The 22,764-nt window shown below is 65.5% G+C and carries 27 protein-coding genes; 16 read left to right on the top strand and 11 right to left on the bottom strand.

All coding sequences use genetic code 11. The features are described from left to right. Positions 1-9 precede the first annotated feature (9 nt). The gene (rph, locus tag GGQ99_RS13250; RefSeq protein ID WP_183262907.1) at positions 10-726 is read right to left on the bottom strand and encodes a ribonuclease PH; all 717 of its coding nucleotides are present in this window, start codon (positions 724-726) and stop codon (positions 10-12) included. 164 nt (positions 727-890) lie between these two features. Between rph and hrcA the strand changes: the two genes are divergently transcribed. Both hrcA and GGQ99_RS13240 read left to right on the top strand, forming a co-directional pair. Next, the gene (gene hrcA, locus GGQ99_RS13245) at positions 891-1,961 is read left to right on the top strand and encodes a heat-inducible transcriptional repressor HrcA (RefSeq protein ID WP_183262906.1); all 1,071 of its coding nucleotides are present in this window, start codon (positions 891-893) and stop codon (positions 1,959-1,961) included. A 23-nt stretch (positions 1,962-1,984) separates the two neighbouring features. Next, the gene (locus GGQ99_RS13240) at positions 1,985-2,182 is read left to right on the top strand and encodes a hypothetical protein (RefSeq protein WP_108605461.1); all 198 of its coding nucleotides are present in this window, start codon (positions 1,985-1,987) and stop codon (positions 2,180-2,182) included. A 35-nt stretch (positions 2,183-2,217) separates the two neighbouring features. Here GGQ99_RS13240 and GGQ99_RS13235 read toward each other — a convergent pair whose 3' ends face one another. The 4 genes from GGQ99_RS13235 to GGQ99_RS13220 form a co-directional block, all read right to left on the bottom strand. Continuing rightward, a complete protein-coding gene (locus tag GGQ99_RS13235) occupies positions 2,218-3,570 on the bottom strand; it encodes a calcium-binding protein (RefSeq protein WP_183262905.1) in 1,353 nt (450 codons plus the stop codon). A gap of 104 nt (positions 3,571-3,674) precedes the next feature. After that, positions 3,675-4,478, bottom strand: a complete 804-nt coding sequence (locus GGQ99_RS13230; RefSeq protein ID WP_183262904.1) for a C40 family peptidase — start codon at positions 4,476-4,478, stop codon at positions 3,675-3,677. A 51-nt stretch (positions 4,479-4,529) separates the two neighbouring features. Next, complete coding sequence (locus GGQ99_RS13225) at positions 4,530-5,462, bottom strand: CHAD domain-containing protein (protein ID WP_183262903.1); 933 nt, start codon at positions 5,460-5,462, stop codon at positions 4,530-4,532. Then, complete coding sequence (locus GGQ99_RS13220) at positions 5,459-5,932, bottom strand: CYTH domain-containing protein (RefSeq protein ID WP_108605457.1); 474 nt, start codon at positions 5,930-5,932, stop codon at positions 5,459-5,461. The genes GGQ99_RS13225 and GGQ99_RS13220 overlap by 4 nt, the downstream gene beginning before the upstream one ends. A 78-nt stretch (positions 5,933-6,010) precedes the next feature. Here GGQ99_RS13220 and GGQ99_RS13215 point away from each other — a divergent pair, with 78 nt between their 5' ends. The 8 genes from GGQ99_RS13215 to GGQ99_RS13180 all read left to right on the top strand — a co-directional run bounded on the left by GGQ99_RS13215 (position 6,011) and on the right by GGQ99_RS13180 (position 14,224). Beyond that, positions 6,011-6,688: a CerR family C-terminal domain-containing protein gene (locus tag GGQ99_RS13215; protein WP_183262902.1), complete on the top strand. Its 678-nt coding sequence runs from the start codon at positions 6,011-6,013 to the stop codon at positions 6,686-6,688. Continuing rightward, on the top strand, positions 6,685-7,635 hold the full coding sequence (locus tag GGQ99_RS13210; protein ID WP_183262901.1) for an HlyD family secretion protein: 951 nt from the start codon (positions 6,685-6,687) through the stop codon (positions 7,633-7,635). Before GGQ99_RS13215 ends, GGQ99_RS13210 begins: the two co-directional genes overlap by 4 nt. Before the next feature lie 110 nt (positions 7,636-7,745). After that, positions 7,746-8,663 carry an ABC transporter ATP-binding protein gene (locus GGQ99_RS13205; protein WP_108605454.1) on the top strand — a complete coding sequence of 306 codons (918 nt, stop codon included), beginning with the start codon at positions 7,746-7,748 and terminating at the stop codon, positions 8,661-8,663. Next, entirely contained in the window at positions 8,660-9,808 is a 1,149-nt protein-coding gene (locus tag GGQ99_RS13200; protein WP_183262900.1) for an ABC transporter permease, read from the top strand. The genes GGQ99_RS13205 and GGQ99_RS13200 overlap by 4 nt, the downstream gene beginning before the upstream one ends. Before the next feature lie 177 nt (positions 9,809-9,985). Further along, complete coding sequence (locus tag GGQ99_RS13195) at positions 9,986-10,945, top strand: TAXI family TRAP transporter solute-binding subunit (RefSeq protein ID WP_183262899.1); 960 nt, start codon at positions 9,986-9,988, stop codon at positions 10,943-10,945. 88 nt (positions 10,946-11,033) lie between these two features. Continuing rightward, entirely contained in the window at positions 11,034-13,139 is a 2,106-nt protein-coding gene (locus GGQ99_RS13190) for a TRAP transporter permease (RefSeq protein ID WP_183262898.1), read from the top strand. After that, positions 13,136-13,504 carry a DUF1850 domain-containing protein gene (locus GGQ99_RS13185; RefSeq protein ID WP_183262897.1) on the top strand — a complete coding sequence of 123 codons (369 nt, stop codon included), beginning with the start codon at positions 13,136-13,138 and terminating at the stop codon, positions 13,502-13,504. Before GGQ99_RS13190 ends, GGQ99_RS13185 begins: the two co-directional genes overlap by 4 nt. Positions 13,505-13,603: 99 nt before the next feature. Beyond that, positions 13,604-14,224, top strand: coding sequence for a glutathione S-transferase family protein (locus GGQ99_RS13180; RefSeq protein WP_183262896.1), 621 nt, complete (start codon positions 13,604-13,606; stop codon positions 14,222-14,224). 193 nt (positions 14,225-14,417) lie between these two features. Here the strand turns inward: GGQ99_RS13180 and GGQ99_RS13175 are convergent, their stop codons facing one another. Beyond that, the gene (locus GGQ99_RS13175; protein WP_183262895.1) at positions 14,418-14,570 is read right to left on the bottom strand and encodes a hypothetical protein; all 153 of its coding nucleotides are present in this window, start codon (positions 14,568-14,570) and stop codon (positions 14,418-14,420) included. A gap of 287 nt (positions 14,571-14,857) precedes the next feature. Then, on the bottom strand, positions 14,858-15,538 hold the full coding sequence (locus tag GGQ99_RS13170; RefSeq protein ID WP_108605449.1) for an ArsR/SmtB family transcription factor: 681 nt from the start codon (positions 15,536-15,538) through the stop codon (positions 14,858-14,860). Between the two features lie 86 nt (positions 15,539-15,624). Here GGQ99_RS13170 and GGQ99_RS13165 point away from each other — a divergent pair, with 86 nt between their 5' ends. The 3 genes from GGQ99_RS13165 to GGQ99_RS13155 all read left to right on the top strand — a co-directional run bounded on the left by GGQ99_RS13165 (position 15,625) and on the right by GGQ99_RS13155 (position 16,566). Next, positions 15,625-15,828: a DUF1127 domain-containing protein gene (locus GGQ99_RS13165; RefSeq protein ID WP_183262894.1), complete on the top strand. Its 204-nt coding sequence runs from the start codon at positions 15,625-15,627 to the stop codon at positions 15,826-15,828. 64 nt (positions 15,829-15,892) lie between these two features. Next, complete coding sequence (locus tag GGQ99_RS13160) at positions 15,893-16,225, top strand: NIPSNAP family protein (protein ID WP_183262893.1); 333 nt, start codon at positions 15,893-15,895, stop codon at positions 16,223-16,225. Further along, the gene (locus GGQ99_RS13155; protein ID WP_183262892.1) at positions 16,222-16,566 is read left to right on the top strand and encodes an antibiotic biosynthesis monooxygenase; all 345 of its coding nucleotides are present in this window, start codon (positions 16,222-16,224) and stop codon (positions 16,564-16,566) included. Before GGQ99_RS13160 ends, GGQ99_RS13155 begins: the two co-directional genes overlap by 4 nt. 152 nt (positions 16,567-16,718) lie before the next feature. Here GGQ99_RS13155 and mbfA read toward each other — a convergent pair whose 3' ends face one another. Beyond that, the gene (gene mbfA, locus GGQ99_RS13150) at positions 16,719-17,702 is read right to left on the bottom strand and encodes an iron exporter MbfA (protein ID WP_183262891.1); all 984 of its coding nucleotides are present in this window, start codon (positions 17,700-17,702) and stop codon (positions 16,719-16,721) included. A gap of 177 nt (positions 17,703-17,879) precedes the next feature. Between mbfA and GGQ99_RS13145 the strand changes: the two genes are divergently transcribed. Next, the gene (locus GGQ99_RS13145; protein WP_183262890.1) at positions 17,880-18,203 is read left to right on the top strand and encodes a hypothetical protein; all 324 of its coding nucleotides are present in this window, start codon (positions 17,880-17,882) and stop codon (positions 18,201-18,203) included. A gap of 45 nt (positions 18,204-18,248) precedes the next feature. Here GGQ99_RS13145 and GGQ99_RS13140 read toward each other — a convergent pair whose 3' ends face one another. After that, positions 18,249-19,064 carry a DUF2066 domain-containing protein gene (locus tag GGQ99_RS13140; protein ID WP_183262889.1) on the bottom strand — a complete coding sequence of 272 codons (816 nt, stop codon included), beginning with the start codon at positions 19,062-19,064 and terminating at the stop codon, positions 18,249-18,251. Positions 19,065-19,288: 224 nt separating this feature from the next. Here GGQ99_RS13140 and GGQ99_RS13135 point away from each other — a divergent pair, with 224 nt between their 5' ends. Both GGQ99_RS13135 and GGQ99_RS13130 read left to right on the top strand, forming a co-directional pair. Beyond that, positions 19,289-19,639 (top strand): YciI family protein, encoded by a 351-nt coding sequence (locus GGQ99_RS13135; RefSeq protein ID WP_183262888.1) that lies wholly within the window; start codon positions 19,289-19,291, stop codon positions 19,637-19,639. A gap of 2 nt (positions 19,640-19,641) precedes the next feature. Further along, positions 19,642-20,886 (top strand): RNA polymerase sigma factor, encoded by a 1,245-nt coding sequence (locus GGQ99_RS13130; RefSeq protein ID WP_183262887.1) that lies wholly within the window; start codon positions 19,642-19,644, stop codon positions 20,884-20,886. Positions 20,887-20,922: 36 nt separating this feature from the next. Here the strand turns inward: GGQ99_RS13130 and cysK are convergent, their stop codons facing one another. Then, positions 20,923-21,903, bottom strand: coding sequence for a cysteine synthase A (gene cysK / locus GGQ99_RS13125; protein ID WP_108605443.1), 981 nt, complete (start codon positions 21,901-21,903; stop codon positions 20,923-20,925). Positions 21,904-22,055: 152 nt separating this feature from the next. After that, complete coding sequence (locus GGQ99_RS13120; protein ID WP_183262886.1) at positions 22,056-22,673, bottom strand: LysE family translocator; 618 nt, start codon at positions 22,671-22,673, stop codon at positions 22,056-22,058. Between the last annotated feature and the right edge of the window lie 91 nt (positions 22,674-22,764).

The raw sequence follows: 22,764 nt of genomic DNA, 5'->3' as shown, positions 1-22,764 counted from the left end.
CCGCTTGCCTCAGCCCACCGCCATCTTCTGCAGGTCGACCAACCGGTTGATGCCCTTGCGGGCAAGGCCCATAAGCTGCAGGAATTCTTCCTCCGAGAACGGCACGCCTTCGGCGGTGCCCTGGATCTCGACGATTCCGCCCTTGCCGGTCATCACGAAATTGGCGTCGGTGCCCGCTGCCGAATCCTCGACATAGTCGAGGTCGATCACCGGCTGGCCGTCATGGATGCCGCAGGAGATCGCCGCGATATGATCTTTCAGCACTTTCTCGACGCTGACCATCTGGCGCGCTTCCATCCAGCGCAGGCAGTCGTGCAGCGCGATCCATGCACCGGTGATCGAGGCGGTGCGGGTGCCGCCGTCAGCCTGGATCACGTCGCAGTCAACGGTGATCTGGCGCTCGCCCAGCGCCTGCATATCGACGACGGCGCGCAACGAGCGGCCGATCAGCCGCTGGATTTCCTGCGTGCGGCCGCCCTGCTTGCCGGCCGAAGCCTCGCGGCGCATGCGCTCGCCGGTGGAACGCGGCAGCATGCCGTATTCGGCCGTCACCCAGCCTTTGCCGGAATTGCGCATCCAGCCCGGCACCTTCTCTTCCAGGCTTGCCGTGCACAGCACATGTGTGTCGCCGAACTTGACCAGGCACGAACCTTCGGCGTGCTTGGACACGTTGCGCTCGAAGGAGATGGCGCGCATTTCGTCGAATTGGCGTTTGGAGGGGCGCATTCGGGTGCTTTCTGTGGCGAAATCGGAAATTGTCGCCGGCTTGTAGCTCCATGGCTCCGGGAGCGCAAAGGAAAACAGGTTCGCTTGTGTCCTGACGCTGGACCCGGCGGTTGTGTTCGCGGCTGCGGGGTCTATATCATTTGAGGCGGAGACCACGAACAGACATGACCAAAGCGGTAACCGACCCCAGCCTGCAGTCGCTCGACATGCGCTCGCGCGACATCTTCCGGCGCATCGTCGATTCCTACCTGCGCGACGGCGAGCCTGTCGGCTCGCGCAACCTGTCGCGCATGCTGCCGTCGTCCTTGTCGCCGGCCACCGTGCGCAACGTCATGAGCGACCTCGAACATCTCGGGCTCGTCTACGCGCCCCACATTTCCGCCGGCCGCCTGCCGACGCAGAAGGGCCTGCGCTTCTTCGTCGACGCCTTCATGGAACTCGGCGACCTCTCCGACGACGAGCGTCGTGTCATCGAGGCTCAGGTCAAGGCTTCGGGCGAGGGCGCCACGCTCGAACACATGCTGACCGAGGCGAGCCAGATGCTGTCGGGCATGTCGCGCGGTGCCGGCCTCGTGCTCGCGGCCAAGAACGAGGTCGCCCTCAAGCATATCGAGTTCATCCAGCTTGAACCGACAAAGGCGCTGGCCGTGCTGGTGTCGCAGAATGGCGATGTCGAGAACCGCGTCGTCGAGCTGCCGCTCGGCGTCACCGTTTCCCAGTTGCACGAAGCCTCAAACTTCCTCAACGCCCATATTCGTGGCCGCACCCTGGCCGAGGCCCGTCTCGAGATCGCCCGCATCAAGGACGAGACCAAGGCCGCCCTCGACACGCTGTCGCAGGATCTGGTCGAAAAGGGTCTTGCCGTCTGGGCCGGCGCCGACAGCGGCCTGCCGGCGCGCCTGATCGTACGCGGCCGCGCCAATTTGCTCGAAAACGTCACCGCCCAGGCCGACATCGAGCTGCTCAAGCACCTGTTCGAGGACATGGAAACCCAGGACGGGCTGATCCAGTTGCTCGACCTCGCCGAGGAAGGCTCCGGCGTGCGCATCTTCATCGGCTCGGAGAATCGGCTGTTTTCGCTGTCCGGCTCGTCTCTGGTCGTCGCCCCTTACCGCGACAAGGATGCCCGCGTCGTCGGCGCGCTCGGCGTCATCGGCCCGACGCGGCTCAACTATGCCCGCATCGTGCCGATGGTCGACTATACGGCGCAGCTTATTTCGCGCATGCTGAGGTAAGCTGAAACCACGGAGGACGGACCATGGCGCTCGAACAGATCAAGGCCCAGATAGCTGTCCTGCTCCAGGAAATGGTCAACCAGCCCGAGGATTCCCACGAATTGCAGGAGCAGTTGCGCGAGAAGCTGAGCGAGCTGCGCGCGCAAGGCTTGCCGCTGCCCAAGGACCTTGTCGATCTGGAAAAGCGCCTCGACGACGACTTCTCCGAACCGGAGGAATAAGCAGCTAGCGCACTGCGGACGGGCTCGACTGTTCGCTAGGCCTGGCCGTTCGCCGGGCCGATCGACAGGTTGCCGTTCTCGACCCTTGCGACGATCTCGCGCCCGGCCATGGCACCTGTAAACTTGACGGTCACGCTGTCGTTACTGCCTTCGAACCGGACGGTGACAGTGCCGTCGTCATTGTGCGCGAGCGTGGCCTTTGCAGGATCGAGGCGTGTGGCACCGTCGCTGCTGTAGCGAGCGATGTTCAGCGGAGCATTCGTCTCGACGACATCGTTGCCGTCGCCTTCCGCCATCCTCAGCGTCGCGGCCCGATTGGCGGTGCTGTCGAGCTTGATCAGGTCGTTGCCCTTGCCGCCCAGCGCCATCAGGTCGCGGCCGGACAATTGCAGCACATCATTGCCGTCGCCGCCCCCGGCTCTGACCTCGAGGCCGGACAGGTGCAGCACGTCGTTACCGTCGCCGCCACTGGCAAACGCATCCCACCTGGCGGTGACCCGGATGGTGTCGTCGCCATCGCCGCCGTCGATGAAGCTGGTGCTGGCTGCGGTGACGGCAATGACGTCGTCGCCGGCGCCGCCATAGAGGCCGGACACGCTGCCCTTGGCGGAAACGGCGATCGCGTCGCTCCCGTCGCCGCCGGAGACGTGGTCAACGCCGCCGGCCGTGGCAATGGCGATGGCATCGTCGCCCTCGCCACCATCGACCAGTCGCACCTCGCGTTGCGCGGAGATCGAGATCGCGTCGGCGCCACGGCCTCCATCGACGATCCAGATCGAGCCTGCCGTGGTGATGGCTATACTGTCGTTGCCGTTGCCGCCATCGGTGCGTGTCACATCGCCCCGGCCTGCAATGGCGATCGTATCGTTGCCGTCACCGCCGTCGACGAGATCGACGGCCGGTTCGAAGTCTGCGTAGGGTTTGCTGCTCGCGAGCCCGAGCACGGAGATGTGGTCGTTGCCCTTTTCTCCGGAAACGCCCATCACCCGGTTTCCGACAACCTGGATGATGTCGTTGCCGTCTGCGGCACCGGCGGAAATGTAGTCCTTGTTCGAGGATATGACCGACAGGTTGAGGTTGCCCGAACCTGTCGCCCTGACCTGCGTGATGTGGTTCATGTCCTCGCCGCCCGTGTCGAACTCATATCGCTCGACCTCCATGCCGAGCGCGTTGCCGGACGAACTCACCGAAGCCCGGATGCCTTCCGACTCCACCAGGATGCGCATGATCGCCGATACCGCTGCGCTGGGCGAATATTTGAGGCCCGGCAGCGATTGGTTCTTTGCGGCGTCGGTGCCGGCAGGAAGCCCGCCGCGCGCATTCAACTGCTGCAGCAGATTGACTGAAACGGACGTGTAGGAAATCGTCGGAGTGTGAATCTTCAGCACTGGCTAATTTCCCGGAAGTCTCACGGCACTCCAGGAATTGTCGTCGGTAGACGCTAACGGAAAGTGAAAGCCAAGTTGATTGGAAGACTTTCTTTTTGCGAAATCTATGCTGATCTTGAGTCTTCGCTCTTGTATTCCTCGCCCCATGTCACCTGCCTGTAGTCAAAGCCGTATTCCAGCGTCGGCTTGACGATGCGGAAATAGGGCGACAGGTCGAAGTCGCGCGGCGTGTACAGCGAGTGGTGGCGGATATGCATGATCTCGCGCCGCATGTAGCTCGATTGCGCCGAGGCGCGGCCGGGCGCCCGGGTGATTTCCGGCAGGATCGGGTAGCGGATCTCGCCATAGGCCTCGGCGATCATCGTCGAGCAGATGGCGCGCGTCGGGTCGCCCGACCCGAAGGCGATCATGCGGCGGCGCCAGCGCACCGGCACCGGCGGCCTCGGTATGAAGTAGCGCAGCATGTCGGTGATGTTCTTGAGGTCGTATTTCAGCCCCAGGCGCTGGATCATGAACCTGACGACATGGTCGCGATCCTCCGGAGACAGGCCGTTGGCGCGGCAGATGCGGGTGTTGTAGGTCCGGTATTTCGACAGCGGCACCGCCACGCAGCCGTCGCCGAGGTTGACCTCGATCAGCCGCGGCCGCTCCGAGCCATCAGCGGGTTCAGGCAAGGCGTCGCCGACATAGAGCGCCGAATGCGACCAGGTCGACTGGGTCAGGTACTTGATGACGGCCGAAATGCGCTGGTTGCCCTCGATCAGCAGGATGTCGCCGGGTTCCAGCGTCCGGCGCAGGGTCTCCGGGTCCGACGGCGTGTAGGGTTCGTAGCCGGAGGATGCGACCTGCAGTCGGGCGGCAAGCCAGCGGCCAATGCGGTCTAGTAATGTGTCGGTCTTTTGCGTCATGACGCACAGGACGTAACATGAGCCGGCCCGGGGAGGCCAGCCGCAGCCGCATCAGTCCGCTTCGTTCTCCGCCATGCTGTCGTTCAGGTCCTGGCGGGCCTTCTTGGCGAGCTTGCGCGCCGCACGCCTGGGCTTTTCCTCGAACAGCTTGGCGGCATCGGCAAGACAGAGCTTGCGCAGTGCTTTTTCCGCGCGCCTGAGCAGCCGCACCAACTGTTTCGGCTCGGGGCCGTCGAAGGGCGCTTCGCGTGCCTCGATTAGCGCGCGCATGACGAACACGTCGTGCAACTCGCCCAGGCTTTCGCCCAGTTCTTCGGCGCGTTCGCGGCGCGGCTTGACGGGTGCGGGCCAGAGCTTGCGCAGCAGCGCCAGATGCGCGGCATGCGTCTTCACTGCCTTGCGCAGGTCGTGGAAATCGTTGGGCTCGCCGCGTTCGCGCGATTGCTGCAGCGCCTTGCGCGCATACCGCAAAGTTGCCAGCGCCCCGTCGGCAAGCACATCGGCCGCATTTTCCGGATGGTCGGGGAGAACGAGCATTTCAAGTGCGACCATGCCGGCCTGGCATTCCGCGACGGCGTTGTCGAGCACTGCGCCGAGCCCTGCCTGGCCGTAGGCAGCTTCGGTGCGGTGGCGCGCCAGCATGGCGCGAATGCCGGCAAGGCCGGCGCCATCGGCGTCCTCGGGAAAATCGGCGATCAGCCGGTCGATCGTCTCGATCAGCGCCGTCGCCTGGCGCGGGCCGGCGATCGACAGCGAGATGTCGCGGTAGCGGTTGTTTTCGGCGCGGCAGAACGCTTCGTCGCCCGGGTGAACCAGGCGCAGCAGCGCGCGCAGCGCCTTGATGCGCTTGCGGGCGCTGTGCAGCGATTTTTCCGGATTGTCACGGGCAACGTTGAGATGCGCGACGATCTTGTCGATCTCCCCGGCGGCAATGCGGCGAACCTCTGCGGTAAGCGCCAGCCGGGGATCGATGCGAAAGCTCATGCGACGGCTTCCGGCACGTCGCTGAGGGCCAGCGACGCGTTGTAATAGCGCGCGTCGTCGGTGACTTCCTGGCCGATCCACGCCGGCAGGTCCGATGCCGGCACGTCGTCCGGCGTTTCCAGTTCCGCAATCACCAGGCCGCTCAGCTCCCCGCCGAATACATCGATCTCGTAGAGTCGCCCGCGATGGCTAACATGGTGACGTGTCTTCTCGATGACACGGCCGACGGCGAAACCGGCCATCTCCTCGGCTTCGGCCAACGGCACCTGATATTCGAACTCGTCGCGTTCGCGGCCCCGGGAGCCGAATTTCAACGTCAGCGTCGCGCGCTTGCCGTCGGAAATCCGAAGCCGGACCGAGCGGCCCGTATTCGAGGCGAGATAGAACTGCCGGATGCGAATCCTGTCTTCGACAAGGCTCCGCCATTCCGGTCCCTTCACCAGGAATTTGCGTTCGATTTCCTTTGCCATGGCGGCAGTAAAGCGCGCCCCGTCCTGCAGCGCAACAATTCACTTGACTTTAATCAATCGATTGATTAAATAACGAGTATGAGCAAGACACAGACCCCGCAAACGACCACCGCAGCCGACGCCACCCGCATGGCGCTGGTCAAGGCAGCGCTTCAGCTTTTCGGCCGGCAGGGCTTCGACGGCACCTCGACCCGCGAGATCGCGGCCGCCGCCAATGCCAATATCGGCTCCATCGCCTATCATTTCGGCGGCAAGGAAGGGCTCCGGCTGGCCGCCGCCGATTACATCGTCGAGACGATTCAGACCATTGCCGCCCAGGCCTTCGGCAGTTCCGCTCCGGCCCTGCCGGATAACGCCGAGCAGGCCGAAGCGCAGCTCGACGCCACGGTCGAGCGCATGGTCGGCTTCATCGTCGCGCGTCCCGAGGCTGGCGAGATCGTCCAGTTCGTGCTGCGCGAACTGTCGACGCCGACCGACGCGCTCGATCGCATCTACAGCGGCGTCTTCGAGCCGGTTCACCGCAGGCTGTGCCAGCTCTGGGCGACGGCCACCGGCGAGCAAGCCGAAAGCGAGAAGACCCGCATCAGCGTGTTCATGATGATCGGCCAGGTCGTCTATTTCCGCATCGCCCGCGCCGCCGTCATGCGGCGCATGGATTGGGCCGACATCGGTCCCGCCGAAGCCGCCAAGGTCATCGGCATCGCCAAGGAAAACGTCGCGGCCATCATCGCCGCGCGAAAGGCAGGAAAGCCATGAGTATCCTCTGTTCCATTCCCTTCGCCGCATCCCTGTTCACAGCCTGCGCTGCCCCCGCGCCGCTCGCCGTCGGCTACGTCGAGGGCGACTACGTCTTGCTCGCCCCCATCGAGGTGGCGCAGGTGGAGACGGTTTCCGTCCGTCGCGGCGATCGCGTTCAGGCCGGCAGGCCGATCGTCTCGCTCGAAAGCGGCGACGCCAGGATCGCCGTGACCCAGGCCGAGGCAGCCCTTGCCCAGGCAAGGGCGGAACTCGCCGATCTCAAGGTCGGCAAGCGTCCCGAAGAGATCGCGGCCCTCGAGGCGACTGTCCGCTCGGCCAAGTCCCAGGCCGAGGAAGCGAACCGCGTTCAGGCACGGACGCAGGATCTGCTGAAGCGCGGCATCGCCACCCAGGCCCAGATGGACGAGGCGAGAACGCGGGTCGAGGTCGCGGAAGCGGCCATCGGACTCGCCGAAGCCAACCTGAGCGTCGCCGGCCTGCCCGCGCGCGCGGAAGCCATCAAGGCTGCCGAGAAGGAGGTCGAGCAGGCGGAGTCGGCCCTCGGCCAGGCTCGCTGGCGGCTTTCCAAGCGCGCGCTTGCCGCACCCACCGACGGGCGCGTCGACGACGTCATCCGCAATGCCGGCGATACTGCCGGACCGTCGTCTCCGGTGGTTTCGGTGCTGCCGGACGGTGCGGTCAAGCTGACGCTGTTCATCCCCGAGACCGCCTTCTCTTCGGTTCATGTCGGCACCCGGCTGGCCGTACGTTGCGACGGCTGCCCCGAGGGGCTGACGGCCAAGGTCAGCTATGTCTCGCCCGACCCCGAATTCACCCCGCCGGTGATCTACTCGCTCGAGAACCGGCAGAAGCTCGTCTATCTCGTCGAGGCCCGCCCGGAAGACACGGGCTCCGCCCTGCAGCCGGGGCAGATCGTCGATGTGGCACTGGAAGAGAGCGAATAGCGAATAGGGGGTAGCGAATAGTGCAGCACGCCATGACAGCCGCGCTCGTCCCTACTCCCTACTCCCTACTCGCTATTCCCTACTCGCTCCGCTGCCGGAGGCAGCACCCAATGAACGCCATCGAAGTCACCAACCTCGTCAAGCGCTTCGGCGACAAGACCGTCGTCGACCACGTCACCATGACGGTCGCCGAGGGCGAGATCGTCGGCTTCCTCGGGCCCAACGGCTCGGGCAAGACCACCACCATCCGCATCATGTGCGGCCTGCTCACGCCCGATGAGGGTGACGGCCAGGTGCTTGGTTATGACCTGCGCACCGACGGGCTGAAGATCAAGCGCGAAGTCGGCTACATGACGCAGAAGTTCTCGTTCTACGAGGACCTGACCATCGGCGAGAACCTCGAATTCGTCGCCCGGCTCTACAAGCTCAGGCCGGTCGAGGAGCACGTCGCCCGCACCCTCGACGAACTTGGCTTGACCAGCCGCCGCAACCAGCTCGCCGGCACGCTGTCGGGTGGCTGGAAGCAGCGCCTGGCCCTCGCCGCCTGCATCATGCACAAGCCGAAGCTGCTGCTGCTTGACGAACCCACCGCCGGCGTCGATCCCAAGGCGCGGCGCGAGTTCTGGGACGAGATCCACCGGCTGGCGCGCGGCGGGCTCACCGTCCTGGTTTCGACCCACTACATGGACGAGGCCGAGCGCTGCCACCGCATCAGCTACATCTCCTATGGCAAGATGCTGGCTTCCGGCACCGTCGAAGACGTCGTGCGCAATGCCGGGCTGACCACCTTCGTCGTTTCTGGCCCGCGCCTCGACCAGATCGCCGCCGCACTCGAGGGCAGGCCCGGCGTCGAGCAGGTCGCGCCGTTCGGTGCCACGCTCCACGTCGTCGGCTCCGACCGCCAAAAGCTCGAAGCGGCACTTGCCGACATCCGCGGCCGCAAGGACGTGACCGTCGAACCGGGCGAGACCAGCCTGGAAGACGTGTTCATCCAGTTCATGGCCGGCTCCAGGGACAACATGTCATGACAAGCCTCACCGACGGCATCTTCTCCTTCGCCCGGCTCGGCGCATTGCTGACCAAGGAGTTCATCCAGATGCGGCGCGACCGCATCACCTTCGCCATGATGCTGGGCGTGCCGCTGATGCAGCTCGTGCTGTTCGGCTTCGCCATCAACAGCGACCCCAAGAGCCTGCCGGCCGCGCTCGTTGCCACCAGCAACGACCAGTACACGCGCGCCATGGTCTCGGCGCTGCAGAATACCAACTACTACCGCTTCGACCACATCGCCGAAACCGCAGCCGAGGCCGAGGAGCTGATGGCCAGCGGCGAGGTCGCCTTCGTCGTCACCATCCCCGCCGATTTCGGCCGCCGGGTAGCCAGCGGCGACGCGCCGCAGATCCTGATCGAGGCCGATGCCACCGATCCCTCGGCGTCCAGCGGAGCGGTGTCGACGCTGGGCACGGTGGCCAACCAGGCCCTGCTGCGCGCCCAGGGCATGGAAGCGGCGTCCGCCGAGGCGGCCAAGGGCCAGCTCGAGGTCGTCGTCCACCGCCGCTACAACCCCGAAGGCATCTCGCAATACAACATCGTGCCCGGCCTGCTCGGTGTCATCCTGCAGATGACCATGGTGATGATGACCTCGATGGCGCTGACGCGCGAAACCGAACGCGGCACCATGGAGAACCTGCTTGCCATGCCGGCAAGCCCGGCCGAGATCATGCTCGGCAAGGTGCTGCCCTATCTCGTCGTCGGCGCCGTCCAGGTGGCGGTGGTGCTGATCGCCTCGAAGCTGCTGTTTTCCATCCCCTTCATCGGCTCGCTGTCCTTGCTGCTGTCGGCGATCCTGGTCTTCGTGCTGGCGCTGGTTCTGCTCGGCTACACCATTTCGACCATTGCCCGGACGCAGATGCAGGCGATGCAGCTGACCTTCTTCTTCTTCCTGCCGTCGATCCTTTTGTCGGGTTTCATGTTCCCCTATCGCGGCATGCCCGGCTGGGCCCAGGCGCTGGGCGAGATCCTGCCGCTGACGCATTTCCTGCGCATCATCCGCGCCGTCATGCTCAAGGGCGCTGAGTTCCCGGCCATCGCCGCCGAGGTCGGCATACTCGCCTTGTTCGTCGCGGTCTTCGCCGGCCTCGCGCTGTTCCGCTTCCGCCGCACGCTGGATTGAGTTCCACTGGCCATGTGCCGCACCCTCCGGGCCGAGGGTGCGGCACATGCTTTTCTCAGCCATTCGTCTGAGGCCGCACATTTGCGGGTTGGCATTTGGCGCCCGCTGTCTAACATGATCGCAACTTGCGCGGGGGGAGCCGACGCAAGGCTTCAGATTCACAGGGAGGACACCAAGATGCTGAATGTAAAGACCAGGTTTCTCGCCGCTGGCGCGGTAGCAATGTCGATGGCGTTTGCTGCCATGCCGGCCAACGCCCAGCAGTTCATCAACGTGCTGACTGGCGGCACCTCCGGCGTTTATTATCCGCTCGGCGTGGCGCTGTCGGAGATCTACGGTAAGAGCATCGAGGGCCCGCGCACCCAGGTGCAGGCGACAAAGGCCTCGGTCGAAAACCTCAACCTGCTCCAGCAGGGCAAGGGCGAGATCGGCTTCGCCCTCGGCGACTCGGTGGCGCTGGCCTGGGAGGGCAACACCGAGGCCGGTTATCCCGGCAAGCTCGACAAGCTGCGCGGCATCGCCGCGATCTACCCCAACTTCATCCAGATCGTCGCAAGCCAGGAATCGGGGGTGAAGTCGCTCGCCGACCTCAAGGGCAAGAGCCTGTCGGTCGGCGCGCCGGCATCGGGCACCGAGCTCAACGCCCGCGCCATCCTCACGGCTGCCGGCATGAAGTACGAGGATCTCGGCAAGGTCGAGTACCTGCCCTTCGCCGAATCCGTCGAACTGATCAAGAACCGCCAGCTCGACGCCACGCTGCAGTCGGCCGGGCTCGGCGTCGCCTCGATCCGCGACCTGGCGACCTCGCTGCCGATCACCGTCGTCGCCGTGCCCGCAGCCGATGTCGAGAAGGTCGGTGCGCCCTACATGGCGGTGACCATTCCGGCCGGCACCTATGACGGCCAGACGGCCGACGTGCAGACCGCAGCCGTCGGCAACTTCCTCGTCAGCCATGACGGCGTCTCCGAGGAGGTGGCCTACCAGATGACCAAGCTGCTGTTCGAAAACCTCGACAAGCTGTCGGCAGCGCATGCGGCAGCCAAGGGCATCGACCTTGCCAAGGCGATCGACGGCATGCCGATCCCGCTGCATCCCGGCGCCGAGCGCTATTACAAGGAAAAAGGGCTGATCAAGTAATCGCCGGTCTCAGCGTATTCTCGCCTCCGCCCGCCCGACGGCAGGCGGAGGCAATTGCCCTGCCAACTGGAAGTGAGAAACGCTTTCCATGACCGGTATCGAGTCCCAGCCCGCGCCGACCGTCCTTTCGCCTGAAGTCGAAGAAGCGATCGAAGGCCTGCCGCCGGGTTTCGGCGAGGGGTTGGCCGGGCGCTTCGCTTTCGGCATTGCGGTTGCCTTCTCCGGCTTCCAGCTGTGGACCGCCGCCTATGGCAACCTGCCGAGCCAGGTGGTGCGCGCCATGCATGTCGGTTTCCTGCTGCTGCTCGGTTTTGCGCTTCTGGCAAATCTGCGCGCCAAGGGCACCGTTGGCAAAGCCTGGTTCTGGACGTTGGGGGTGCTGGGTTTCCTGACCGGCATCTACAACTGGGTGTTCTATTTCGACCTGATCCGCCGTGCTGGCTTCCACACCACGCTCGACCTTGCCATGGGGGCGCTGCTGATCGTGCTGGTGTTCGAGGCGGCGCGACGGCTGATGGGGTTGCCGCTGGCAATCATCGCCGGCCTGTTCCTCGCCTATTGCTTCTTCGGCCAGTACCTGCCGCCGCCCTTCATCCATCGCGGCTATGACGTGGCCCAGATCATCGAGCATTTCGGCTTCGGCACCGAGGGCATCTACGGCACGCCGGTCTATGTCTCGGCCGCCTATATCTTCATCTTCGTGGTCTTCGCCGCCTTCCTCGAAAAGGCCGGCATGATCGCACTGTTCAACGACTTCGCTCTCGGGTTCGTCGGCGCCTGGCGCGGCGGGCCGGCGCAGGTCTGCGTGCTGTCGTCGGCACTGATGGGCACCATCTCCGGTTCGGGCGTCGCCAATGTCGTGGCCAGCGGCCAGTTCACCATTCCGCTGATGAAGCGCTTCGGCTTCCGCTCGGCTTTCGCCGGCGGCGTCGAGGCGACCTCGTCGATGGGCGGCCAGATCATGCCGCCGGTGATGGGCGCGGTCGCCTTCATCATGGCCGAAACGCTCAATATCCCCTACGCCGAAGTGGTCAAGGCGGCGCTGATCCCGGCTCTGCTCTACTTTGGCGCCTGCTTCTGGATGGTGCATCTCGAATCCGGCAAGTTCGGGCTCAAGGGCATGGACAAGACGACACTGCCCGACCCATGGGACGCGGTGAAGAAGCACTGGCCGCTGGTGCTGCCGCTGGCGGCGCTCGTCTACCTGCTGTTTGCCGGCTACACGCCGATCTTCGCCGGCACCATGGGGCTGGCACTGACCATCGTGCTGATCCTCGGCACGCCGCTCGCGGCGCTGATCGGTCCCTTTGCCTTTCGCGTGGTGTTCTGGGTGGCGCTCGGGTTGGCCGCCGCCGCCTTCATGAAATTCGGCGTCAACCTGCTCGTGCTGGTGATCGGCGCGCTGGTGCTGGCCTGCGCTGTGTTCAAGGGCGGGCGCGAGACGCTGCTGATCTGCGTCGACTCGCTCGCCGAAGGCGCCAAGAACGCGCTGCCCGTCGGCATCGCCTGTGCCATCGTCGGCATCGTCATCGGCACGCTGACGCTGACCGGCATCGCCTCCACCTTCATCGGCGCCATCATCGCCATCGGCGAGAACAACCTGTTTCTGTCGCTGGTGCTGACCATGCTGACCTGCCTGGTGCTCGGCATGGGCATTCCGACGATCCCCAACTACATCATCACCTCGTCGCTTGCCGGCCCAGCACTGCTCGAACTCGGCGTGCCCTTGCTGGTCAGCCACATGTTCGTCTTCTATTTCGGCATCATGGCCGATCTCACGCCACCCGTGGCGCTCGCCGCCTTCGCCGCCGCACCGATGGCCAAGACCTCGGGCATGAAGATTGCCGTCCAGGCCTCCAAGCTGGCGGTTGCCGGCTTTGTCGTGCCCTTCATGGCCGTCTACACGCCGGCCCTGATGCTACAGGATCCGGGACCGATCGCCGCCAGCTTCGGCTATCCCGTCGAGGTCGCCTACATCTTCGTCAAGGCCTGCCTCGGCATTGCGCTCTGGGGGGCCGCGGTGGTCGGCTTCCTGTTCGCGCGCATCGCCGTTTGGGAACGGCTGCTGGCCTTCACCGCAGGCGTTCTGCTGGTGCTGGCCCTGCCGCTGACCGACGAGGCCGGCTTCGCACTGGCGTTGATCTGGGGCGGCTGGCACTGGTGGAGGTCGCGCCAGGCCGCTGCCCCGGCATGAGCCTGTGCATCGCGGCCGGCTCCAAGGCAGTGACCATGGCGGTCGCCGCCTTCACCCTGTCCTGGACCCATTCGGTCGAAAAGACGCGCTGGGAGGAGGACTGGCTGGTGACGCCGGCCGGGCTGGAGATCGTCGAGGCCCGCGTCAGGGGCTCGGGCGCCGGCATGGAACCCGCCGAAGGCGCCAGGCTGGTGGATGGCTGGTGGATCTACGTACCCAGGCTCGGGCCGCAGCCAAGCGTCGTGCTGGCCGCATCGGGTGCGACCGGCGCGGGCTGGACGCTGTGCGCCGAGGGGCGCTGCATGACGCTCGGCGCCGAGGCCGGCGAGACGGTCGTCATCAGGGCCTGCGCTGCAAAACCCTAGCCCCGAACTGGACCGGTGAAAATACCACCCTGGCGGACCATCCCGGCGCTTGAGAAGCCACGCGAGGCCATGTCAAATCACGCCAAGGGGGACAAGAAAATGTACAAGCTCTATACGCGCGCCGGCAGCGGCGGCTTCGTCGTCGAGTCCGCACTCGAACTGGCTGGCGTGCCTTTCGAATGCATCAACGTCGTCAAGGGCACAGACCCCGACGACAGGTTCCGCACCATCAGCCCGCTCGGTCAGGTGCCGGTGCTGGTGCTGCCGGATGGCAGCGCGATGACCGAGTCGGCGGCGATGTGCCAGTTGATTGCCGAGCGCCACCCCGATGCGCGGCTTGCGCCGGCAGCGGGTGCACCCAGGCGTGCCGATTTCCTGCGCTGGCTCACCTTCCAGTCGTCGGTGATGTATCCGGCGCTGCTGCGCTACTACTATGCGCAGCGTTATACGGCCAACCCGCAAGGCAAAGAGGCGGTGAAGGTCGCAGCCGTCGCCGAAACCGATCGCGGCTTCTGCATTCTCGATGCCGCGTTGCAGGATCGCAGCTGGCTCGCCGGCGAGCACATGTCGATCGCCGACGTCTATCTCCTGATGCTTGCATATTGGCATCCCGAGGCCGGCAAGGTCGCTGCGACCTGGCCGAACATCGAGCGCATCTGCACGATGCTGCGCGACGTGCCGGTCATCAAGGACCTGAACGTGCGCCACGAGCTGTGGTGAGGCCGGGAGCGACTCTCGACCTCGGTGCATGGAGCTGTGGGGGCGTGAAGCAGCCGGGCTTGCGCCGCCGGCGGGCGTAGCCGCTAGAGGCGGGTCGAGACGATCGCCCGGCGTTCGCCGCGCAACGTGGTGGTGCGGTGATCGCTGGTTGGCCGGGCGATGCGGCTTTCGTGGCGTCCGGTAACGGTCATGATCAGTGGAACGTTACGCGCGACTGAAGCGTGTTGGTGCGGCGTGCGCAGGCAGGTCCCGGGCCGCGCATGTAGTGGCGCTCGGGGCGGTAGGTCGGTGCGATGAATTCGCGAAGCGCCGATGCGGCGTGAGTGATTTGGTTCCAGATAGCCATTGTTCTTATCCCTGTCCCTTCGGGGCTCGTCCCGAACGTGGAAGCGATCATAGCCGGCGGGTGTGAATCTTCGGTGAACGCGATGTTAATCTTCGTGTGAAAATGCGCCCGATCGGGGCCGAATTGCGTTCTTTTCTAGGCATTTAGGCCTGATCGGGCGGCATTGGTTAAGATGTGTCTTTTGCGCCACGGATGTATCCGCAATTTGCCGTGCGGCTATCCACAGGTTTCAGCCCGTCGTTACATCGAAGGACGGCGTCGGGCAGGGCCGGCTCTGGATTTTGGCTTCAGGCGAGGAAGGTCTTTTCGAATGCGCGCCTGCCCGGAGGCGTGAATTCGACGACGCGGCTGCCGGCCGGCCGGCGCGCCCATTTCTCGGCGATGATCTTGTCGAGGATGGCGCTGCCCAGCGATCCCGCAAGATGCGAGCGACGCACGCTCCAGTCGAGGCAGGCGCGGCACATCGGCCGGCGCGAGGCGCCGAGCCCCGAGGTGTCGATGCCGATGGCGGCAAAGAAACTCGCGCCCGCCGGGCCGAGCCGGACCGCGTCGTCGTTTTGCACGATGATTTCTTCGGCGACGAAGCGGTCGAACATTGCCACCGCATGGTCGCCGGCGAGGTGGTCGTAGCAGATGCGGGCTTCGCGCATGGACTTGTCGCGCGGTCCCGGCCGGGCGCGCTGGGGGCCGGAATGGGCGGCGACGCCGCTGATCGCCTCGATCATCGCCGCCACCTCCGTTCCGGCCAGCGCGTAGTAGCGATGCCGGCCCTGGCTCGCCACGGTCAGCAGCTTGCCGTCCATCAGCTTGGCGAGATGCGAGCTTGCCGTGGGCAGGCTGACACCGGCTTCCAGCGCCAGTTCACTGGCCGTCAGCGCACCGCCGTCCATCAGCGCGGTCAGCATGTTGGCGCGGGCAGGATCGCCGACAAGGCTGGCGATACGGGCGATGTCGGGGCCTTCCTTCATGGCAGCCTTACCTCCATGGTTAGATGGTAGTCGAAGCGTCCTCGTCAGGCAATGCGTATTCTCCAGCCATGGAAAGGAGCAACGTCATGACACCGAACACCCAATCCGCCACCGCGCCGAAACGCCTGCCGCTCGGTTCATTCGGCTGGATGCTGGCCTTCCTCGCCCGCGGCTATGACCGGCACCTGCAACGGATCGACCTCTCAGAACTGACCGACGACCAGCTCCACGACATCGGCCTCAGCCGCCGCGACGTGACGCGTGAAGTCGCAAAACCCTTCTGGCGCTAGCACGCCATATCGACCGGACGCTTCGATGCCGGACGAACCATTCTCACCGCATATGGAGACGACAATGACCATCACCTGCTTTATCCGCTACGAGATCGACCCGTTCGGCAAGGCGGCATTCGAGCAATATGCCCGCAACTGGGGCCAGGCGATCCCGCGCTGTGGCGCCGACCTGATTGGCTATTTCGCGCCGCATGAGGGGTCGGCGACAACCGCCTATGGCGTCTACAACATCGAGAGCCTGGCCGCCTACGAGGCCTACCGGGCGCGGCTGATGGCCGATCCGCTCGGCCGCGAGAACTATGAGTTTTCCAAGCGCGAAAGGTTCATCCTGAAGGAGGACCGCATCTTCCTGAAGCTGGCCTCGGGGCCGCATGCCGAAAGGGTCCTGCCGTGATCGCCGTCATCTTCGAGGTCGAGCCGGCGGAGGGCCGGCGCGACGCTTATCTCGGCATCGCGGCCGATTTGCGCCCGCTGCTCGATGGCATCGACGGCTTCCTGTCGATCGAGCGCTTCCAGAGCCTCGCCAATCCCGGTCGCCTGCTGTCGCTGTCGTTTTGGCGCGACGAGGCGGCGGTGAAGGCGTGGCGCAACACCGAGGAACATCGGCAGGCGCAGGTGGCCGGGCGTGGTGGCGTGTTTTCGGATTATCGCCTGCGCATCGCCCATGTCGTGCGCGACTATGGGCTGAGCGAGCGGACGGAGGCGCCCACGGACAGTCGGGCGGTGCATGGGTAAAGGCGTGTAGGTGGCAGCGCCTCCTCACCCGGCCTCCGCTGCGCTCGGCCGACCTCTCCCTACGGGGAGAGGAGGATTGAGAGGTAGTCATTCCTCTTCTCCCCACCGGGGAGAAGATGGCCGCGAAGCGGCCGGATGAGGGGGCGACGTGGCTAGGCATTCCCGATCAGCACGCCCGCGGCAAGGACCAGTGCGCCGCCGAGCACCACCTGGAAGGTGGCGCGCAGGAACGGCGTTTCCATGAAGCGGTTCTGGATGTAGGCGATGGCCCAGAGTTCGAAGAAGACGACGACCCCGGCGACCGTGGTTGCGGTCCAGAAATGCGGGATGAGATAGGGCAGCGCGTGGCCGAGGCCGCCGACCGTGGTCATGATGCCGGAGGCGAGGCCGCGCTTGAGCGGCGAACCGCGGCCCGAAAGCTTGCCGTCGTCGTGGGCGGCTTCGGTGAAGCCCATCGAGATGCCGGCGCCGACCGAGGCGGACAGGCCGATGAGGAAGGTCTGCCAGGTGTCCTGCGTGGCAAAGGCGGCGGCAAAGATCGGCGCCAGCGTCGAGACCGAGCCGTCCATCAGGCCGGCGAGGCCCGGCTGGACATAGGTCAATATGAACTGGCGCCGCTCGCTCGTCCTTTCCTCGTCCTTGACGTCCTCGGGCACGTGCTTGTCGCCCAGCCGGTGGGCGAGCGTTTCGTGGCTCTGCTCGGCAGCCGCGAGGTCGCCCAGCAGCTTCCGGGTCGAGGCGTCGCTCGTCCGCTTCATCGCCTCGACATAGAAGCGATAGGCTTGGCGCTCCATATCCTCGGCCTGGTCGCGGACCTTGTCGATGCCGAGCGGCCGCACCAGCCAGTCGGGCTTGCGCTCGTAGTAGCCGCGCACATGCTCGCGCCGGATCAAGGGGATGCGCTCGCCGAAGCGGGCGCGATGCAATTCGATCAGCGCGGCGCGATGGCCGTCCTCTTCCTCGGCCATGGCGTCGAACACCTTGGCCGATTGCGGAAACTCCTCGCGCAGCCCGTCGGCATAGGCGCGATAGATGCGGCCGTCGTCCTCCTCCGACGATATTGCGAGGGCCAGAATCTCCTGCTCGGACAAGGAATCGAAAGCGCGGCGGCCGAAGCCGAAGACACGGGACAGCATAGGCGAATCTTCCAGATTAGAATAATTCTAAACTAGGTAATCGACGCTCTCCGGTCAATGCTCGACGTCGAAGCGTGACTTATTTGCCGCACGCCCCAAGCTCGTGAAACGGCATTCCTTGTTATAGCCCAATGTTTGGCTATATAGCCTAATCTCACCTGATAGAAGGATTGCACCATGGCGGCCAGGCAGCACGCGCACCACATCGACCCCAAGCCCGTGCTCGAGCTGATTGCCAGCATCGAGGCAGACCTGGCCCGGCTCAAGGGCATGCTGGAGCCGCAGCCGGAAAAGTTCGACCCGGCCAACCCGCACAACAAGACCTGCGACGGCAAGCTGACGCCCGATGGCGTCGAGTGCTGCTACCGCATGTTCGACGAGGGCAGTTCGCGCTACTCGGTGGCCCGCGCAATGAAGATCTCGTTCGCCGCCGCCACCCACCGCTTCAACGCCTGGCGCAAGGCCGGCGGCGAAAAGCGGGTGCGCTCGCTGCTGGGGTGAAGGGCGTTTTTTTTCTTCTCCCACAAGGGGAGAAAGGGACGCTGGCTACGGCGCCTCATTCCCCGACAGAACCTGCGCCGCACCTGCCACGGCATTGCGGAAGGCATCGTCGAAACCGACGCCCGAGATGCCCCAGCTGACATGCGGTGCCGGTCCTGCGAGCTGCCAGCTGGCGACCCAGCCGAGGTCCCTGTCGCTCCAGACCACCGTGCCGGTGAGCGCGATGCCGGTCGCCTTGGCCAGTCTGTCGAGCCTTGTGGGATTGGTGCCTGCCATCGCCGCCGGATCAAGACCGGCTTGCACGAGTTCGTCGCGTGTCGGCAGCGCAAGCGGCAAGGCCAGGCGGGCAGCGGCGGCAAGCAACGCCGTACGCATGTCCCTGTCGCGCGGGTCCGGGCTGTCATCGGCAAGCATCGTGCCCGTGCCTTTCATGTCGCGTATCGCAACGACGGCCACGACAAGGGGACGATCGCGCCACGGCTTGCCGCCGAGCGTGGCCAGGAACGCGTCGAGCTTCCCTTCGTCGAAGACACAGGTCAGGTCGTGCGGCCGGTCGTAGCTGCCCTGCTCGTCATGGATCGGGATGCCGCCCATGCGGTCGCGGAAGGTGTGGCTGGCGATCAGGTCGCCGGCATGGCTCGCCTGTTCGGCAACGTGCGGCTCGTTGAGCAGTCGGGAGTTGCCGGTCACCCTGACCACCACGTCGCGCAGGCACTGGGCAAAGCCGATGTCGCGCCGCTCGGGCGCGGTGCCACTCGTGATGGTGTTGACGGTGTAAAGGTCGGATGCCGCTGCCGGGCAAGGCGAGGCCATGGCCAGCAGTGCCGCTGCAATCCAGTTACGCATTCCGCCGCGAGGCATGTGCCGCATTCTCTGTTCGGGTGCGCAACCTATCAGAGCAATGGCCGATGCAGAAGCCAGTCCAACGTGCGGCGGAAGCGGCCCCGCGTGGCCCAGTTCCTGCGACCCTTGCCGAAAATCCCGGCATGGACGAAAGATTTCTCCGGCGCCTGTCGAAATCGAGCTCCATCAGGCGACATCCGTTTGGCCCGCGACGATGCGGCCTGGAAACGCAGGAGACGACGATGCAGTACATGCTTCTCATCCACTTTGAAGAGACACCGGGAGAGGTTCCCGGCCCCGAGGCGGCCAAGCAGATGGGCGCGCCCTATGCCGCCTACAACGAGGCGCTGATCAAGGCTGGCGCGCTGGTATCGGGCGAACGCCTGCAACCTTCGGCCACCGGCACCATCGTGCGCGTCCGCGACGGCAAGACGCAAGTGCTCGACGGCCCCTTCGCCGCCACCAAGGAACAGCTGGGCGGCTACTACGTCATCGAGGCGCCCGACCTCGACGCCGCGCTCAACTGGGCGGTACGCTGCCCGAGCGCCAGCAACGGCACGATCGAAGTGCGGCCCATCTGGCCGACCCGCTAGGCATGGCCTGTGCCGCGGAACAGGCACGGGCGGCGGCCGAGGCCGCTGCCCGCCAGAGCTATGGCAGGCTGGTCGCCTACCTTGCCTCGCGCACCCGCGACGTCGCTTCGGCCGAGGATGCACTCGCCGACGCCTTTGCCGCCGCACTTGTCAAATGGCCTGAGACGGGCGTGCCGCTGCATCCCGAGGCCTGGCTGCTGACGGTGGCGCGCCGCCGTTCGATCGACCAGCAGCGGCGGCGCGCCGCCGGGGAGGCCGGCCAGGATCACCTGCGCCTGATCGGCGAGGAGCTGGAGCAGGAAATGGCGCGCGAAAAGTTTCCCGACGACCGGCTCGGCCTGATCTTCGCATGCGCCCATCCGGCGATCGATCCCGGCGTGCGTGCGCCGTTGATCCTGCAGGCCATCCTCGGCTTCGATGCCGCCACCATCGCCTCGGCCTTCCTGGTTTCGCCGGCGACCATGGGCCAGCGCCTGGTGCGGGCCAAGGCGCGCATCAGGCAGGCCGGCATCCCCTTCCGCATTCCCGAAGCGGCGGAACTGGGCGAAAGGCTCTCGGCTGTGCTGGAGGCCATCTACGCCGCCTTCGCCGAAGGCTGGGCCGATCCGGCCGGGGCCGAGTCTCGCCGCCGCAACCTGGCCTCCGAGGCCATCTGGCTCGGCCGCCTGCTGGTCGAGCTGATGCCTGGCGAGGGCGAGGCGGCCGGGCTCCTGTCGCTCATGCTGCATGCCGAGGCCCGCCGCGCGGCTCGCCGCGATGCCGCCGGCGAGTTCGTTCCGCTCAGCGAGCAGGACACGCTTCGGTGGGATGCCGACATGATCGCCGAGGCTGACGCGCTGCTCCAGCGCGCCGGGCTTTTCGACGGCATCGGCCGCTACCGGATCGAGGCGGCGATCCAATCGGCCCATGCGGCGCGCCGCTCCACCGGCCGCACCGACTGGGCGGCGATCGCCACCCTCTATGCCGGCTTGATGACGCTCACCGCCTCGCCAGTCGTCGCCGTCAATCATGCGGTCGCCGTGGCCTATGCCGTCGAGCCGGCGAGGGGGCTCGCCCTGCTCGACGCCATCGATGACGCTCGCCTCGACCAATACCAGCCCTACTGGGCGGCCCGCGCCGAACTGCTGTCGCTTGCCGGCGATTTCCGGGAAGCCGGCAAGGCCTACGAGATTGCGACCGGCCTCGAGACCGATGCCGCCGTCCGCCGCTTCCTGCAACGAAAACGGGCGGCTCTCGCCGCCCGGTAAAGCTTCTCCCGCAAGTGGAGGCGGGAAAGTCGCCCCTTAGTTGCCCAGTCCCTCGAACAGCACCGTCGACAGATAGCGCTCGGCGAAGGACGGGATGATGACGACGATGTTCTTGCCGGCGTTTTCCGGTCGCGATCCGACGATCACGGCAGCTTGCAAAGCCGCACCGGAGGAGATGCCGACAGGCACGCCTTCGAGGCGCGCGACCAGGCGGGCGTTGGCCACCGCATCCTCGTTGGAGACCTTGACGATCTCGTCATAGATGGTGGTGTCCAGCACCTTCGGCGCGAAGCCCGCGCCGATGCCCTGGATCTTGTGCGGGCCCGGCTGGCCGCCGGACAGGATCGGTGATCCCTCGGGTTCGACGGCAACCACGTGTAGCGACGGCTTGCGGGCCTTGATCACCTGGCCGACGCCGGTGATGGTGCCGCCGGTGCCGATGCCGGCCACGAAGATGTCGATCGACCCTTGCGTGTCGTTCCAGATTTCTTCCGCCGTCGTCGCGCGGTGGATCTCGGGATTGGCCGGGTTCTCGAACTGCTGCGGAATGACCGCGTTAGGGATGGTTTGCACCAGTTCCTCGGCCTTGGCGATGGAGCCCTTCATGCCCTTGGCGCCTTCGGTGAGCACCAGTTCGGCGCCGAGCAGCGCCAGCATCTTGCGGCGCTCGATCGACATCGTCTCGGGCATGGTCAGGATCAGCTTGTAGCCTTTGGCGGCGGCGGCAAAGGCAAGTGCGATGCCGGTATTGCCCGAAGTCGGCTCGATCAGCGTGCTCTTGCCCGGCTCGATGCGGCCGTCGGCCTCGAGTGCCTCGATCATGGCAACGCCGATGCGGTCCTTGACGGATGCGATCGGGTTGAAGAATTCGAGCTTGGCGATCAGGTTCGCCACAACGCCCTTTTCCTTGGCAAACTTGTCGAGCCGCACCAGCGGCGTATCGCCGATCGTTTCGGTGATCGAGCCATAGATGCGGCCGCGACCGGGCGCACGCGTGGAGGTGACGGGCTTGTTCATCGATTTCGCTCCCGAAATAGGCCTGAGATTTGAGCGACGAAGATAGGGTGTCGCAGGGCAAATTCCGAGTGGGCGTCGTGCTGATTAGGCGCATTTCCCGGAAACACGTTTCCGGGAAAGCCGAAATCGAGGAATGAAATTCCTGCTGGTTCCTACTGGCGGACCGCAATCGCTGCAGCCGCACCGACCATGAAGGTTGCGGCGGTGCGGTTGAGCAGCTTCAGCGCTCGTGGTGTCTTGAGGAACCAGCGCGCCTTCGACGCCAAGAGCAGATACGGCACCAGCACGACCATCAGCACCACCACCGTGATGGCAACCAGGATGCCGTAGTCGCCGAGCGTCAGCGAATGCAGGTCGACGACCGTCGGCGTGATCGCCAGGTAGAAGATCATCGTCTTGGGATTGCCCAGCGTCACCGTCAGCCCGGCGAGGAAGCTCGACAGCAGCCCGCCCTTGCCCTTTCTCGCCTCGATCGTCTCGGGCGTGATGCCGCTGGTCCAGAAATTCCAGGCGAGGTAGGCAAGATAGGCGACGCCCAGCCACTTGATGGCCAGGAACACAATGCCGAAGGACTGGGCGACGAGGGCCAGGCCCAGCACCACGGCGGTGAGGTAGGTCAGGTCGCCGACAACCAGTCCCAGCGACATCGCCAGCGACGAGCGGAAGCCGGAGCCGAGCGCGCGCGCCACCAGTGCGGTCACGCCCGGGCCGGGGATGGCGGCGGCAACGGCCAGCGCGCCGCTATAGGCAAGAAATCCTGCAAGGGTCATCGAAAGGCTCGCGCGTCGATCGGGAGGCGACGATATCGCACGAAAGCGGTTTCCTGTGAATGTTGCGATGGTTGGGCCAGCGATCACATTT

Source organism: Aminobacter niigataensis (assembly GCF_014200015.1).
GTDB classification, from domain to species: Bacteria; Pseudomonadota; Alphaproteobacteria; order Rhizobiales; family Rhizobiaceae; genus Aminobacter; species Aminobacter niigataensis.
This window is presented reverse-complemented; position numbering and strand designations above follow the sequence as displayed.